Origin of the sequence: Bacteroides sp. L10-4, from assembly GCF_013373675.1 — a bacterium.
Taxonomy (GTDB): Bacteria; Bacteroidota; Bacteroidia; order Bacteroidales; family Bacteroidaceae; genus Bacteroides; species Bacteroides muris.
In genome coordinates, this window is record NZ_JABXJH010000039.1 from 1 (window position 1) to 15,361 (window position 15,361).

Sequence of the window (15,361 nt, forward strand, 5' to 3'; positions counted from 1 at the left end):
GCGGAGGGAACGCCATGCGGCAAGGGGCTGAGCAGTCAGCCCCGACGAGCCTTCCATGCACGATAACTTGCATGAGTATGCTAATTATCGTTAACCGTATTCTGTTTTTATATTATAGTTCATATCTTTGTAAGTTTTATGTTTTCTGCTGCAAAGTTACAGCCGTGGAAAATACCTTGCCATATCCAAAAGTATATGATTGCATCCTGCGGCGGCTGTGAGGCGTAAATATATACTTTTGGATATGGTGCAGTCCTGTGGCTATGCCTAATTTTGCGGTGGATTAAATAATCTGATATGACTGACGAAGAAAGATATATTATTAAGGAGAGCCGTGTGATGGTTATCGGAACACCGCACTTCACCAGATATGTGTTGCCGGAACTGGAGCGGATCGGATTCAGGGATATTCAGACCGGCTGTGACCTCGTCGCCCTTGCTGAACTATCTCATGTCAATATCATCGCAGAATATGGCGGCAACGGAGAATCATGCCTGAAGCATCTAAAGGAGATTAAGACTCCGGTAATCTGTCCATTCGATTTTGTCAGAGGCGCAGGGGCAATGGTGATAATGCCCCATGATGACAGGGAACTTCTTGCACAGCCTGATTTACGGCTGTGGGCGGCGGAATATATATCGGGATACTGCGCTTTCTGGAATATGGGGGGATGCGACTGGCTCGGTGAAGCATTGCCGGAGATAAAAGCTGGAGTAATCAACGAATCCGCTCAACGGCTTGCAGCCCACATCTGCGCACGGATAGCCGCCAATATCGCAGTCGGTCGGGAAGTGAAGCATTTTCCGCGTTTCTATTTAGCGGAGAGTGAATAGTGGAGTGCGGAGAGTCAGCTCACAACAGTTTGTTGTTGGTTGCCGCCATAATCGCCTCGGAGATATTGCGCACATCAAGTTTCTCGAATATGCGTTGGCGGTATTTCTTTATGGTCACCGGCGAGAGGCAGATGCGGTCGGCAATATCAGTCATTGTGTAGCCTTGAATAGATAGAGTTAGCACCGATTTTTCGCCGTCGGTCAGCACGGGCATCTGCCGTTTGTCCCAGCGACGTGTGGTCAGATTGTACTCAAAGAAATCTGACGAGCCTACGCGGTGCATCTCAATATGTCCGGCCTCGGTGTGTGTCGAAGCCGACACCATGCATAGGGCGAGCCATATCCGCCCGTCGGAGGTGAGGGCAAGCGGAGTTAGCTTGTGGTTGACAAGGATCCTTCGCCCGTCGTTGAGGATATGGAAATCGTAGGAGATGTACCAGTCCTTACGCTCATTGACCGGAATATTGTTGTAGAACGAGAAACCTGCCCTGTTCAGTTTAATGAGCATCGGCTGTTCATCCTCCGGCACATAACGTGAATAAAAACGGTAACCGAGTGCCGTCATCTGCTCCGGCGGCAGTCCGCAGAGAAACATCGGATTGGGCGACACATACAAGAAATTCTGCCTGAAATAGTCAATGATATAGACGCTCTGATAAGTCGAGCGGGAGAACGCCTCAGCCGACCTCACATATTCCGACACACGGCTGTAGTCAAGCTCCTCCGGGAGCCTGACCTCATTGTCGGGTATGAAGAAATCGTCTATCATTCTATCCATATTCAAAGAGATTCACTCCGCTAAATTACTAAAAAATGCCGATACCGCCGTAATATAGTCTCAACCGATTTGATGAACCTATATAAGAAACGCCTCCTGCTAAAATCACAAAAGTAAAATTACCTCAAACTTTTGTTGCCAATTTGTGACTTAATAGCTAATTAATCGATTTAATATCTTTGATTTACAATAGGATATGTTTTATATATTTAGTTATCGCCAAAAACCGAGTCAATATAACCTTTTAGGTTGGCTCTTAAATCTGTGTAATTGGCTGTTCTCATAAATCCTCCTTTTTATTCTGTAAATATATGTACTTGTTTGCGTACTCACAAATATGATTAGTTAATTATTAACATGTCCACAGGGTTTTCGGGCTGCTCCATTCTTTTTCTTTGGACGTGTAAATTCCGCATATCCATAACCGGATAAAGTGTTGTTGACATATATGCAGCTTCCTGTATTCGCCTTAATCAGTCAGCATTAAAAGAAGAAATCCTGAATGCCAATTGCTTGACTTTCAGGATTCTCTTAAGAGCGGAAGACGGGGCTCAAACCCGCGACCCTCAGCTTGGAAGGCTAATGCTCTATCAACTGAGCTACTTCCGCAATTTTTGTGGGCAAAGATGGATTCGAACCACCGAAGGCGTAAGCCAGCAGATTTACAGTCTGCCCCATTTGGCCACTCTGGTATTTGCCCCTTTGCACTTAAGATTCTATTTCAATTCTCTCATTGAGTAGGTTTGTTTCTCAATTGCGGTGCAAAGATACGACTATTTTTGTAAACTCCAAGCAAAATCTATCATTTTTATTGCAGAAATTGCACATTCGTCTCCTTTATTGCCCAGCTTACCACCGGCGCGATCCTCTGCTTGCTCCATTGTATTGGTGGTAATTAATCCGTAAATTACTGGTACATCGCCACTTGCGTTTAATTGGGTGATTCCTTGGGTAGCACCCATGCAAACATAATCAAAATGTGGAGTATCTCCTCTGATTACACAACCAATTGCAATAACTGCATCGACTTCACTGTATTCGATAAGTTGGTTGGCACCGAAAGTCAGTTCAAAACTGCCAGGTACTGTTTTTACCAGGATATTTTCATCTTTGGCTCCATGTCTTTTTAAGGTGTCTATAGCACCTTTTAGGAGAGCACCGGTAATATTATAATTCCACTCGGATACAACGATGCCGAATTTCATTTTTTCCGCGCTGGGTACAGAACTGAAATCGTAGTCTGAAAGATTGTGATAAGCTGTTGCCATAAATAAGGAATTAAGAATTAAAAACTAATAATTGAAAATAGAAGAGAGAGGGGAGAAGAAAGAGGCACGGACTACACGGATTCACGGCTATTTTCCGTGTTTTCCGTGTAATCCGTGCCTAAGATGTCTTTATAATAAGGTATATTACTTCTTCAACAGTTTGGCTTGTTCGATATACTTGTCGATATCCATTGCCTGGTATGAACGGAAGTATTTATCCTTGATAGTGGTATACGCCTGGATTGCATCGTCATACTTACCTTGCTTTACCAAGATTTCTCCGGCTTGCAGTAGGTAGATGGGGCTGAGTGAGTTGTTGTCAGCTTCGTTGGCGGCTTTCAGCAGCATAGAAGCGGCTTTGTCCAGTTGACCGAGCTGCGCATAGCAGTTACCCATGGCACCTTTCATGGCAGGAGCAACCATTTGGTCATCTCCGTCAAAGCTGTCCAATGCTTTCACTGCCTCGTCATATTTGCCGAGGTGTGCATAGCAGAGACCCATATAGGCTTTTGCAAGATTGGCTGCTTTTGTGCCGCTGTATTCGTCTGCAACTTTTGTAAATCCAGCAAAACCGATGCTGTCGCCGTTCAGTGCTTGTGCATAAGCGTCTGCCTCAAAGTATTCTTGTCCTTTAAATAGGGCTGCTTGTGCTTTTTCTTCACGGGGGTCTGCATAAAGGTTCTTGTACATCACTACGCCGGCAATGATGATGATTACTGCTGCTACAGCGCCGATGATTGCTTTTTTGTTTTTAATGAAAAAGGCCTCCGATTGTGTCAGTGCATCCTCCACGTTTAAGGCTTCATTCGTCTTTTTTTGTTCTGCCATTTTTATATAATCTTTTTGTTATTATTCTTATTTATCTATTTCGACCCGCAAAAGTAAGTTTTTTATAGCTATCAACGAAATTTAGCGGCATCTTTTTTTGTTTTGTATCAGAAAACACTGGAATTATTTCTACTTTTCAATGAGCCGGGCTTCACCTCTGTATTAAAAATAAGCAGGCTTATTTTGTACTGCTTTCGGTTTTGTATTATCTTTGTAACCGAACTCATCGTTGTTATAATGATACTGAAGCGTATATCTATACTCAATTATAAGAACTTGGAGCAGGCAGAGCTTTCATTCTCGCCCAAGTTGAACTGTTTTTTCGGACAGAACGGTATGGGGAAAACGAATCTGCTGGATGCGGTATATTTTTTGTCTTTCTGTAAAAGTGCCGGTAATCCCATTGATTCCCAGAATATCCGCCATGATGCCGACTTCTTTGTTATTCAAGGATTTTATGAGGCTGCCGGCGGAACCCCTGAGGAAATATACTGTGGCATGAAGAGACGACAGAAGAAGCAGTTTAAGCGCAACAAGAAAGAGTATACGCGTTTGTCGGATCATATAGGTTTTCTGCCTTTGGTCATGGTCTCTCCTGCCGATGCGGGGTTGATAGCAGGAGGTAGTGATGAGCGCCGACGTTTTATGGATGTAGTCATCTCACAGTACGACAAAGAGTATCTGGAAGCTTTGATACGATACAATAAAGCCCTGGTGCAGCGGAATACCTTGCTGAAGAGTGAACAGCCGGTGGAAGAAGAACTCTTTTTGGTTTGGGAGGAGATGATGGCGCAAGCCGGCGAAGTGGTGTTCCGCAAACGTGAGGCCTTTATCCGTGAGTTTATTCCTATTTTCCAGTCTTTCTATTCATTCATTTCGCAGGATAGAGAGAAGGTGGGATTGAGTTATGATTCCCATGCCCGCGATGTCTCTTTGCTGGAAGTGCTGAAGGAAAGCCGTGTACGCGACCGGATTATGGGTTATTCGTTGCGCGGTGTGCACAAGGACGAACTGAATATGCTTTTGGGGGATTTCCCTATCAAGCGTGAAGGGTCGCAGGGACAGAACAAGACTTATCTTGTGGCGTTGAAGCTGGCACAGTTTGATTTTCTGAAACGTACCGGGACTACTGTTCCCTTGTTGTTGCTGGACGATATTTTTGACAAGCTGGATGCCTCGCGTGTGGAGCAAATCATCAAGTTGGTGGCAAGCGACAGTTTTGGACAGATTTTTATAACAGATACCAACCGTGAACATCTGGACTGTATTCTGCATAAAGTGGGCAGTGATTATAAGATGTTCCGTGTGGAGCAGGGAACGGTTGCCGAGATGAAGGAGGAAGAGGCATGAAACGCAATAATGCCGAACAGATAGGTGAACTTATCCGTCATTACCTCAGGCAGGAAAGTCTGGAGTCTCCGCTGAATGAACGGCGGCTTATCAGTGCGTGGCCCGAAGTGCTGGGGCCTACCATTGCTTCCTACACCCGCGAACTTTATATAAAGAACCAGGTGCTTTATGTGCACCTCGCTTCTGCTGCCCTGCGCCAGGAACTGATGATGGGGCGTGAGCTGTTGGTGCGCAACTTGAACCGTCATGTGGGGGCGCAGGTCATAACAAATATCATATTCAGATAAATTATCACCGGTCTGTCAGCATCCTCAGCTCATCTATTCTTTCAATCTTCAGTTCCTTCAATTCCCGGACTGCCCGGTCATAATACACCGGAGTTTCCAAATCCTTGTTGTCATGCGCATCCAGTCCGATGATGGCTGTACAGCCTTCATTGGCAGCGATTCGCCAGAACTCCGGGCATGGGTATGTGGATAAACCGTGCGCTTCATTGTAGGCTACATAGCCTATATTGTATTCCAGCGGGACATTCAGGCGTGCAGCAGTACGGCAGATGTGCCGGCTGATGGTAGAGCAATGGTGGTCGAACTTCGGATAGGAGCGCATGAACAAGTCCGGATGGGCAAGACAAGAGAATAATCCGCTTTCCATACCTTCGATGGCGCTTTCTTCGTAAAGGTCGAGCATATCGCGGCTGTCCGTATGATGGCCGAAATAGGGAAATTTCTCATCGGTGTGGTAGTGATGGTTTCCGAAGATGATATAGTCCAGCCGGTACTTCTTGATTTGTTCTTTCAGCCAATGGATATGTTGGGGGAAGTATTCACATTCAAGTCCTATCCTGATGTCTATCCGGTCGTGGTATTTTCCACGGAGCATCTTGAGGCTCTCCACGTAGCCGGGAAGCTCTTCGGGGAGCATCCGCATGTCGGCTACGTAGTCGGTACGGTATTTCCAAGGAGTATGGTCTGAGAAACCGAGTATCCGGTAACCGCCTTTGATGGCACTGAGCACATAGTCTTCGTCATCTCCGGTGGCATGCATGCAGCGTGTGGTGTGTGTATGATAATTGGTTTTCATTGCGTTATTATTTCATCCATGCGTATGTCAAATGGTTCTGCAGGAACTTCTTCTACGAGTTGAAACGGGAAACAGATGCCGGCTTTGTAGGCTGATGGGATGTGGGGCAGAAGCCGGTCGTAGTAACCTTTACCGCGCCCAAGACGGTTGCCGTTACGGTCGAATGCCACGCCGGGAACCACAATGAAGTCAATGTCTGCATAGTCGGTAAATAACTTGCCGGTCGGTTCTTTGATGCCGTATGCACCGGGTTTCAAGTCCTCAGGTCCGGTGTACAGTCGCAGTTCCAGGCCGTCACCTGCAACTACCGGAAGCAGTATCCGCTTTTTGCGGTTCCACTTCCGGATAAATTCGTGTGTATCCACTTCGTCTTTGAGAGAGTGGTAAAGCAGTACGGTTTTTGCCGCCCTGAAAGTAGGGTGTGCTTCGAGGGCGGCAAGTATTTCAGCAGACTGACGCATAGCGGAAGAGCTGTGTCGGGTCTTCAACAAAGCTATCTGCCTGCGCAGTTCTTCTTTCTTTTCCATCATCTTTTTTATCCTCTATGATTGGTGTTGCTTCCGGGGCTTTTGGGAATGCCTCTCCACGTTCCAGAATATCTAGTGCCTTCTTGACGGTAGCATCGCTCTGGTTGATGTAGCGGATGTATTGCTCCCTCCCCAGTATGTTGTAGATAATGTTGCCGTAAATGCTCCTTTCCAGTAGCTTGTAGGACTTGTGGATAAGCAGGTTGCGCCGCTTTACTCCCTTGGAGTCTGCAAAACGTACAAACTGTTCCACAACACCTTGGTGGCGAAGGTACTTCAACAAATCCACTTCATTGTTGTATTCACTCAATTTCGTGCGGTTACGATCGGTATACTGGAAGCTGAATTGCAGAATCAGTCCCTTGTTGCTTACTTCTATCAGGTAAGAAGATACTCCGGTAGTGTCTTGCGGAACGAATACGTCTGGCATAATGCCTCCTCCTCCGTATACGGGTCTACCTAAGCCGGTAGAGTAACGCAGTTTTTCGTCCAGTTTGATACTGTCTTTGGAGAAGAATTCGCCGTGTTCGTAACGGGTAATCCAGTCCATTTCGTATTTGCTGTCCTTGCCGTTTTCGTAAGGACGCTGGATGCAACGGCCCGATGGAGTGTAATAGCGGGCAATGGTCAGGCGGATGGCGGAACCGTCACTGAAGTCGATGGGCTGCTGTACGAGTCCTTTGCCGAAGGAACGGCGTCCTACAATGGTTCCGCGGTCATTGTCCTGAATGGCGCCTGCAAAGATTTCGCTGGCCGAAGCAGAACTTTCGTTTACCAATACTACCAGCGGCAGTTTTTGGCAACTGCCGGTGCCGTTGGCATATTCCTCCATGCGGGGGTATTTGCGGCCATGGGTATATACTATCAATTTTCCTTCCGGCAAGAATTCGTTCACCATGCGCGTGGCTGCTTCCATGTAGCCTCCGGTATTGTCGCGCAGGTCGATAATCAGTCCTTTGCACTTCTCATGACTCAGTTGTGCTATTGCATTCAACAGTTCTACATGCGTGGTACGTCCGAATTTGCTGATTTGTATATATCCGTAGTCATCGTCGACCATATAGGCTGCATCAATGGTGTTTTGCGGGATGTCGCCGCGTGTAATGGTGAATTCGAGCAATTCCTTTTCCGTGGCACGCTTGACACCCAACTTCACCTGACTGCCTTTCGGACCTTTCAGATTGCGCATGGCCTTTTCATTTGTCAGGTCTTTGCCTGCAAATAGGCTGTCGTTGACCATCACAATGCGGTCGCCTGCCATCAGACCCACTTTCTCGGACGGTCCGCCGGGAATCACGCTGTTCACGTGTATCGTGTCTTCTTGAATGGTGAACTGGATACCTATACCGCTGAAACTGCCTTCAAGTTCGGAATTGACCTCTTCCAGTTTCTGTGCGGGGATGTAGGTGGAGTGGGGGTCAAGTTCCGCCAATATCTGCGGCATGGCCTTTTCTACCAGATTGGTCATGTTGACGGTATCCACATACTGGTCGTCAATAACACGCAGCAAAGCATTCAGCTTGTTGGACGAGCTATTGATGATTCCCAGTTTGTTACCGGCAAAATGCCTGGCGTAAAACGTTCCGATAAGAATTCCCGCTACTACACTGATTGCGATGATAAGCGGCATAAAGCGGGATGTGTTTTTTGTACTCATGATGTTTATTTACTATTAGACTATTTACAATTTACTGTTCGGATGCACAAGCAGCCTCCGATTTTAACTTTCCATTATCCATTGAAATAAACACCACCTCGATGCCTGCTCGTTTCAAAAGTTCGACACCATCCTCCAGGCGGTATTTTTCGGAGTAGACCACTCGCTTGATGCCTGCTTGGATAATCAGTTTGGCGCATTCTATGCAGGGGGAGGCAGTGACGTACATGGTAGCACCGTTACTACTGTTGTTCGAACGGGCTATTTTGGTTATGGCGTTTGCTTCGGCATGGAGCACGTATGGTTTGGTTACGTTGTTCTCCTCTTCACACACATTCTCAAAGCCGGAAGGGGTACCGTTGTAGCCGTCAGAGATAATCATCTTGTCTTTTACAATCAGTGCACCGACCTGGCGGCGTTTGCAATACGAATTTTCAGCCCAAATGCTTGCCATACGTATATAACGCTTGTCCAATGCTTCTTGTTTGTCTTTTGTAGAATCGTCCATTATATTTATGTTTTATTGTTGCGGGGTGAATCCCATGATTCTGGTTGTCGGTCCGTCTTTAAAATAGAGGGTCAGTGAATTGGCATCCCCTTCATACTTGTACACGTTTTGCAGTCCGGAGATGAATGCCTTGGCCAGTGCATCGCTCTCTGCAGAGCCGCTGATTTTTAGGTTGAAGTTCAATGATTGCGATTTTCCATCGGCACTCCAGGTTCCGTTGACGCTTGAGTTGATGCCTTGTCCGTTGACGCTGGTGCCCATCAATTCTCCATCCAGTTCGGTACCTTCAAAGTTTAGAGTGAAGTTGCCTTCTGTCTTAAGTGCTTCTCTGCTTTTTCTCTCGGCCTTTTCATCCTGCCATAAACCTGAATAGAACTGTCTGTTACTGTCCTTATTGGTGAGCCGGCTGAGCTTCCACGTCTTCCCTGTGAATATCCCGATAACATCGTCCTCGTTGTCGCAACTGCTTAGCAGGGGAAGCAACGAAAGCACGAGCAGCATACAACTGATGTTTCTTATAAGTTTTTTCATTTCTTTATTCCATTTCTGATTAATAATGCGTCGATTGTAGGCTCTTGTCCACGGAAGCGTTTATAGAGAGCCATCGGATGCTCCGTTCCGCCTTTGGAAAGGATATTCTCGCGGAAGGAGGCGGCGGTCTCCGGGTTGAAGATGCCCGTCTGCTTGAATAGCGAGAAAGCATCTGCATCCAGCACCTCTGCCCACTTGTAACTATAATATCCGGCAGAATATCCTCCGGCAAAGATATGGGAGAATTGTGTGCTCATGCAGGCTTCTGCCACAGAAGGCAGAATCTGTGCTTTTTCCCAAGCCTTCTTTTCATAGGCTTTCACGTCACCTTCAAACGGGGTATTGCGTGTGTACCAGGCCATATCGAGCAAGCCGAAACTTACCTGGCGGAGGCAGGCGTATGCCGCGTTGAAGTTGGATGAATCCACGATGCGCTGTACCAGTTCGTCCGGTATCAGCTCTCCGGTCTGATAATGGCGGGCAAACGTATGGAGGAATTCCTTTTCGATGGCGAAGTTCTCCATGAATTGGGAGGGGAGTTCTACAAAGTCCCAATATACGTTGGTTCCGCTCAGGCTTCCGTAGGTGGAATTGGCAAACATACCATGCAGGCTGTGTCCAAATTCGTGCAGGAAGGTTTCTACTTCGTCGAAGGTCAGCAAAGCAGGCTTGCCCTGTGTCGGTTTGGTGAAGTTCATCACGATGGATATGTGGGGACGGCTGTTCTCGCCGGTTTTTTCGTCAATCCACTGTTCCTTGTAGCTGGTCATCCAGGCTCCCGAGCGCTTGCCTGCCCGGGGGTGGAAGTCGGCATAGAACACGGCTAGGAATTTCCCGTCTTTGTCGAATACCTCGTAAGCATCCACATCCTTATGATAGACGGGAATATCCGGATTCTTCTTAAAGGTGATGCCGTACAGCTTGGTGGCAAGACCGAATACGCCTTTCTTCACATTGTTCAGCTCAAAGTAAGGGCGGAGCAGCTCATCGTCAATATTGAACTTCCGGTCCTTCAGTTTATGAGAATAGTACGCCCAGTCCCACGGCATCAGGGTGAAGTCTTCTCCTTCCGTCCGGCGTGCCAGGGCTTGCACTTCGGCATATTCTTGTTTGGCGGTAGGCGTGTAAGCCTCCAGCAGTTGGTCCAGCAGCTTATACACGGACTCACTGTTCTGTGCCATGCGCTCCTGTAGGTTGTATTCGGCAAAGTTGTCATACCCTAAGAGTTGGGCAATCTCCATACGGACATTGGCCAGTTTTTTTACGGTTTCCAGGTTGTTGCTGGCATTGTTGTGCGTACATTTCGTATTATAGGCCATATACAGCTCATGACGCAGGTCACGGTTGTCCGCATACGTCAGGAAAGGGCCATAGCTAGGAGCCTGCAAGGTGAATACCCAGCCTTCGACGCCTTTTTCTCCAGCTGTCTCTGCAGCGGCTTCTATGGCGCTTTCCGGCAGGCCGGAAAGTTGGGTGGAGTCCGTAATCACCAGTTGGTAGTCGTTCGTCTCCTTCAGCGCATTCTCGCTGAATTGCAAGGTGAGCAGGCTGAGCTCCTGGCTCAAGGCGCGGTATTTGTCTTTTGCCTCGCCCTTGAGGTTGGCACCGCTGCGCACAAACCCGTTGTAGATGTTCTCCAGCAGTTTCTTCTGTTCGGAGTTCAGCCCTTCCTTGTCTTGCTGTTCGTAGACGGTCTTGATACGGGCAAACAGCTTCTCGTCCAGGCTGATGTTGTTTTCGTGCTGGCTCATCAGCGGCATCATCTTGCGTGCAAGCTCCTGCAATTCGTCGTTGGTCTCCGCGCTAAGCAGGTTGCCGAACACGGTGCCGGCACGCTGGAGCATATCACCGGACTTCTCGTATGCCAATATGGTGTTGGCAAAGGTCGGAGCTTCGGGATTGCCGGTGATGGCATCGATTTCTGCCTGTTGCCTGCGGATGCCTTCGCGGATTGCCGGCTCAAAGTGGGTGATTTCTATCTTATCGAACGGAACGGCCCCGTGTAGTGTGGAGTACGTCTCGAAAAAAGGATTTTTCTGGTCGGTTGTACAACTTGTCATGATGCAGAACGAAATTAAAGTGAATATAATTTTTTTCATGATTACTTTTATCAATAAAGCTCGAACTTCCTGCAAAGTTGCAAAAAAAACAGGCGACTTCATAGAAGCCGCCTGTTTTTTATTATTTTCTAACTGTATATTAGCAGTTAACCGATGCCATATGAGCAATCAGGTCGAGAACCTTGTTAGAATAACCGATTTCGTTATCATACCAAGATACAACCTTAACGAAAGTATCAGTCAAAGCGATACCAGCCTTAGCGTCGAAGATAGAAGTACGAGTGTCACCCAAGAAGTCAGAAGAAACAACTGCATCTTCAGTGTAACCCAGAACACCTTTCAATTCGCCTTCAGAAGCTTCCTTCATGGCAGCGCAGATTTCAGCATAAGTAGCGGGCTTAGCCAAGTTAACTGTCAAGTCAACTACAGATACGTCCAAAGTCGGAACACGCATAGACATACCGGTCAGCTTGCCGTTCAATGCCGGAATAACTTTACCTACAGCCTTGGCAGCACCGGTAGAAGACGGGATAATGTTACCGGAAGCAGCACGACCACCTCTCCAGTCTTTCATAGAAGGACCGTCAACTGTCTTTTGAGTAGCAGTTGTAGAGTGAACGGTAGTCATCAAACCGTCAGTGATACCCCATTTGTCGTTCAATACCTTAGCGATAGGAGCCAAGCAGTTGGTAGTACAAGAAGCGTTAGATACGAATTGAGTACCCTTAACGTAAGTCTTTTCGTTAACACCGCAAACGAACATCGGAGTGTCATCCTTAGAAGGAGCAGACATTACAACATATTTTGCGCCAGCTTCGATGTGAGCTTGTGCTTTGTCTTTGCTCAGGAACAAACCTGTAGATTCTACAACATATTCTGCCTCTACTTCGTTCCATTTCAAGTCAGCTGGGTTTCTTTCTGCAGTGATGCGGATAGCCTGGCCGTTAACGATCAATTTGCTGTTTTCAACATCTGCTTCGATAGTACCGTCGAATTGGCCGTGCATAGTATCATACTTCAGCATGTAAGCCAAGTAATCTACCGGGCAAAGGTCGTTGATACCTACGATCTGAATATCGTTTCTCTTCATTGCAGCGCGGAAAACGAAACGTCCGATACGTCCGAATCCATTAATACCTACTTTAATCATTTTGTTTAAACTTTTAAGGGTTTTATAATGTTTAAAAATAAACTTTCGTCTATAAATTGCATTTCTTCCAGATTTGCGGTGCAAAAGTAAGAAAATGTTTTTATATTCGTAACCAAAATCATAATTAAATAATTGAAAAGATGGGAAAATGTTCGTTTTTACAGGAATTTAAGGCTTTTGCCATGAAGGGCAATGTGATAGATATGGCTGTCGGCGTGATTATCGGTGGGGCATTCGGAAAAATCGTCTCTTCCATTGTGGCAGATGTGATTATGCCTCCTATCGGATTGCTGGTGGGCGGTGTCAACTTTACGGATTTAAAGTGGGTGCTGAAACCGGCTGTTTTGGAAGATGGAAAAGAAGTGGTTGCTGCTGTTACGTTGAATTATGGTAACTTCCTTCAGGTAACTTTTGATTTTCTGATCATTGCCTTCTCCATTTTCATGTTCATCAAGTTGCTGACCAAGCTGACTGAAAAGAAGAAAGAAGAGGCACCTGCCGCTCCTCCGGCTCCTCCAGCACCGAGCAGGGAAGAGGTGCTGCTGACCGAAATCCGTGACTTGCTGAAAGAACGGAAGTGATTGTGGCTCTGTGCGCCTGCCTCTTGGACGGAGAGATGCGGAGTATAGGAGTGAATGATGATTGAAAGCCTTTTAATAAAGCATTGTAAGGCTTTCAATCAATCTTCTTCCTGCGGGATGGCCGGCCTGACTTCCGGCTTGTATGAATCTCAAATAACGAAAAAATTATGTTCTTTAAGAAAAGCCGTGCCAAAATAGCGGGAAAATTCAAATGGTTTCCTCGTGCGTGTGTGTTGAAGCATCCTGTGAATACGCAAGAATTGGGCGAAGCCATCAGTCGCAAATGCACGGTAACCCCGGCTGATGTGCATGCCGTTATCCGTGCCATGCCCGAAGTGATGGCGTTCTATCTCGAAAACGGGCGCAGTGTGCATCTGGACGGTCTGGGGTCGTTCTACTACAAACTGAGTTGTGCCGGAAAAGGGGTGGACAGCCCCGAAGAGGTAAGTGTAGAGCAGGTGCGGGCAGTGCGTGTGCAGTTCATTCCCGAGCGGAACAAACAAGCGGACGGTTATCGCCGTGTGTTGGGTGAAGGCGTGGAATTGGTGGAGTTCGGGAAATAAATCGCAGATTTTACGAGATATTCCCTTACTTTTTTCTACTTTTGCAAATCATTTATTAAAGTCTATACGGATTTATATGCAAGAGAAGATTGTTATTCTTGATTTCGGTTCGCAAACCACGCAGCTCATCGGCCGTCGGTTGCGCGAATTGAATGTCTATTGCGAGATTGTGCCTTACAACAAGTTTCCATACGGAGATGAGAGTGTAAAAGGAGTTATCCTTTCGGGTAGCCCCTTTTCGGTTTATGATGAGAGTGCATTCAAGGTAGATTTGAGCGGGATTCGCGGGAAATACCCCATCCTGGGTATCTGCTACGGTGCACAGTTCATCTCTTACAGCAACGGCGGACGGGTGGAACCAGCCGGTACCCGCGAGTATGGGCGTGCCCATCTCGGCTCGTTCGATTCGGAGAACGTCCTTTTTAAAGGGGTAAGGAAGAATACACAGGTGTGGATGAGCCACGGAGACACGATTACCGCCATTCCCGATAACTTTAAGCCTATAGCTTCTACGGATAAGGTGGCGATTGCCGCCTACCAGGCAGAAGGTGAAGACATGTGGGGAGTGCAGTTCCATCCGGAAGTATTCCATAGCGAGGATGGTACGCAGATGCTGCGTAACTTTGTGGTAGACGTTTGCGGTTGCAGCCAGAGCTGGAGCGCTGCATCGTTTGTAGATACCACTGTGGCCGAACTGAAGGAGCAGCTTGGCAACGACCGCGTTATCTTGGGACTGAGTGGCGGTGTTGATTCTTCGGTAGCCGCCGTGTTGCTGCATCGTGCCATCGGCAAGAACCTGACCTGCATCTTCGTAGACCACGGGCTGCTTCGTAAGAATGAGTTCAAGAATGTGATGAACGACTACGAGTGCTTAGGGCTGAACGTGATTGGCGTGGATGCCAGCGAGAAGTTCTTCAAGGATCTGGAGGGAGTGACCGAGCCTGAGCAGAAGCGTAAAATCATCGGCCGCGATTTTGTCGAAGTCTTCGATGCCGAAGCGCACAAGATAACCGATGCCCGCTGGTTGGCACAAGGCACCATTTATCCCGACCGTATCGAGAGTCTGAACATTACGGGTAAGACCATCAAGAGCCATCACAACGTGGGCGGTCTGCCCGAGGAGATGAACCTCCGTCTGTGCGAGCCGTTGCAGTGGCTGTTCAAGGACGAAGTACGCCGCGTGGGACGCGAATTGGGAATGCCCGAACATCTGATTACCCGTCATCCTTTTCCTGGTCCGGGACTGGCTGTCCGTATCCTGGGGGATATAACACCGGAGAAGGTGCATACTTTGCAGGAAGCCGACGATATTTTCATCCAGGGCTTGCGCGACTGGAAAGTGGAGGATGCCGACGGCAACGAGACATCGCTCTACCATCAGGTGTGGCAGGCTGGTGTCATTCTTCTGCCCGTACAGAGTGTGGGCGTCATGGGCGACGAACGTACCTACGAACGTGCAGTGGCCTTGCGTGCCGTCACTTCCACCGATGCCATGACAGCCGACTGGGCGCATTTGCCCTATGAATTCTTGGGCAAGGTGTCCAACGACATTATAAATAAGGTGAAAGGCGTGAACCGCGTCACATACGACATCTCTTCAAAACCACCCAGCACAATAGAGTGGGAGTGAGATTGACCAATGA

16 protein-coding genes and 2 tRNA genes are annotated in these 15,361 nt (G+C 47.5%); 6 read left to right on the top strand and 12 right to left on the bottom strand.

The features are described from left to right. The first annotated feature begins 297 nt into the window (after positions 1 to 297). A complete protein-coding gene (locus HU824_RS12830; protein ID WP_136011518.1) occupies positions 298 to 834 on the top strand; it encodes a hypothetical protein in 537 nt (178 codons plus the stop codon). 19 nt (positions 835 to 853) lie between these two features. Here the strand turns inward: HU824_RS12830 and HU824_RS12835 are convergent, their stop codons facing one another. The 5 genes from HU824_RS12835 to HU824_RS12855 all read right to left on the bottom strand — a co-directional run bounded on the left by HU824_RS12835 (position 854) and on the right by HU824_RS12855 (position 3,708). After that, positions 854 to 1,612 carry a helix-turn-helix transcriptional regulator gene (locus HU824_RS12835; protein ID WP_176469045.1) on the bottom strand — a complete coding sequence of 253 codons (759 nt, stop codon included), beginning with the start codon at positions 1,610 to 1,612 and terminating at the stop codon, positions 854 to 856. A 536-nt stretch (positions 1,613 to 2,148) separates the two neighbouring features. Then, positions 2,149 to 2,221: transfer RNA gene (locus tag HU824_RS12840), tRNA-Gly, on the bottom strand. Between the two features lie 8 nt (positions 2,222 to 2,229). After that, a tRNA-Tyr gene (locus tag HU824_RS12845) sits at positions 2,230 to 2,312 on the bottom strand. A gap of 73 nt (positions 2,313 to 2,385) precedes the next feature. Continuing rightward, positions 2,386 to 2,880, bottom strand: a complete 495-nt coding sequence (gene ribH, locus HU824_RS12850; protein ID WP_136010574.1) for a 6,7-dimethyl-8-ribityllumazine synthase — start codon at positions 2,878 to 2,880, stop codon at positions 2,386 to 2,388. A gap of 144 nt (positions 2,881 to 3,024) precedes the next feature. Next, positions 3,025 to 3,708, bottom strand: a complete 684-nt coding sequence (locus tag HU824_RS12855) for a tol-pal system YbgF family protein (protein WP_136010575.1) — start codon at positions 3,706 to 3,708, stop codon at positions 3,025 to 3,027. A 237-nt stretch (positions 3,709 to 3,945) separates the two neighbouring features. Between HU824_RS12855 and HU824_RS12860 the strand changes: the two genes are divergently transcribed. Together HU824_RS12860 and HU824_RS12865 are read left to right on the top strand one after the other, a co-directional pair. Continuing rightward, the gene (locus HU824_RS12860) at positions 3,946 to 5,058 is read left to right on the top strand and encodes a DNA replication/repair protein RecF (protein WP_176469046.1); all 1,113 of its coding nucleotides are present in this window, start codon (positions 3,946 to 3,948) and stop codon (positions 5,056 to 5,058) included. Continuing rightward, a complete protein-coding gene (locus HU824_RS12865) occupies positions 5,055 to 5,345 on the top strand; it encodes a DUF721 domain-containing protein (RefSeq protein WP_136010577.1) in 291 nt (96 codons plus the stop codon). Before HU824_RS12860 ends, HU824_RS12865 begins: the two co-directional genes overlap by 4 nt. A gap of 4 nt (positions 5,346 to 5,349) precedes the next feature. Here the strand turns inward: HU824_RS12865 and HU824_RS12870 are convergent, their stop codons facing one another. The 7 genes from HU824_RS12870 to gap form a co-directional block, all read right to left on the bottom strand. Next, complete coding sequence (locus tag HU824_RS12870; RefSeq protein WP_176469047.1) at positions 5,350 to 6,141, bottom strand: histidinol-phosphatase; 792 nt, start codon at positions 6,139 to 6,141, stop codon at positions 5,350 to 5,352. Further along, positions 6,138 to 6,668 (bottom strand): 5-formyltetrahydrofolate cyclo-ligase, encoded by a 531-nt coding sequence (locus tag HU824_RS12875; protein WP_176469065.1) that lies wholly within the window; start codon positions 6,666 to 6,668, stop codon positions 6,138 to 6,140. Before HU824_RS12875 ends, HU824_RS12870 begins: the two co-directional genes overlap by 4 nt. After that, positions 6,586 to 8,325 carry a S41 family peptidase gene (locus HU824_RS12880; RefSeq protein ID WP_176469048.1) on the bottom strand — a complete coding sequence of 580 codons (1,740 nt, stop codon included), beginning with the start codon at positions 8,323 to 8,325 and terminating at the stop codon, positions 6,586 to 6,588. Before HU824_RS12880 ends, HU824_RS12875 begins: the two co-directional genes overlap by 83 nt. A gap of 31 nt (positions 8,326 to 8,356) precedes the next feature. Next, the gene (locus HU824_RS12885) at positions 8,357 to 8,833 is read right to left on the bottom strand and encodes a dCMP deaminase family protein (protein WP_136010580.1); all 477 of its coding nucleotides are present in this window, start codon (positions 8,831 to 8,833) and stop codon (positions 8,357 to 8,359) included. Positions 8,834 to 8,845: 12 nt separating this feature from the next. After that, positions 8,846 to 9,364: a DUF4847 family protein gene (locus tag HU824_RS12890; protein WP_136010581.1), complete on the bottom strand. Its 519-nt coding sequence runs from the start codon at positions 9,362 to 9,364 to the stop codon at positions 8,846 to 8,848. Further along, the gene (locus tag HU824_RS12895; protein WP_176469066.1) at positions 9,361 to 11,424 is read right to left on the bottom strand and encodes a M3 family metallopeptidase; all 2,064 of its coding nucleotides are present in this window, start codon (positions 11,422 to 11,424) and stop codon (positions 9,361 to 9,363) included. Before HU824_RS12895 ends, HU824_RS12890 begins: the two co-directional genes overlap by 4 nt. Positions 11,425 to 11,563: 139 nt before the next feature. Next, positions 11,564 to 12,574 carry a type I glyceraldehyde-3-phosphate dehydrogenase gene (gene gap, locus HU824_RS12900; RefSeq protein ID WP_005835458.1) on the bottom strand — a complete coding sequence of 337 codons (1,011 nt, stop codon included), beginning with the start codon at positions 12,572 to 12,574 and terminating at the stop codon, positions 11,564 to 11,566. A gap of 140 nt (positions 12,575 to 12,714) precedes the next feature. On the opposite strand from gap, the gene mscL reads away from it, so the two are divergent. From mscL to guaA, 3 genes are all read left to right on the top strand, one after another. After that, positions 12,715 to 13,155 (top strand): large-conductance mechanosensitive channel protein MscL, encoded by a 441-nt coding sequence (mscL, locus tag HU824_RS12905; protein WP_136010582.1) that lies wholly within the window; start codon positions 12,715 to 12,717, stop codon positions 13,153 to 13,155. A gap of 167 nt (positions 13,156 to 13,322) precedes the next feature. Further along, positions 13,323 to 13,718: an HU family DNA-binding protein gene (locus HU824_RS12910; RefSeq protein WP_176469049.1), complete on the top strand. Its 396-nt coding sequence runs from the start codon at positions 13,323 to 13,325 to the stop codon at positions 13,716 to 13,718. A 76-nt stretch (positions 13,719 to 13,794) separates the two neighbouring features. After that, positions 13,795 to 15,348, top strand: coding sequence for a glutamine-hydrolyzing GMP synthase (guaA, locus tag HU824_RS12915; protein ID WP_136010584.1), 1,554 nt, complete (start codon positions 13,795 to 13,797; stop codon positions 15,346 to 15,348). Positions 15,349 to 15,361: the final 13 nt, after the last annotated feature.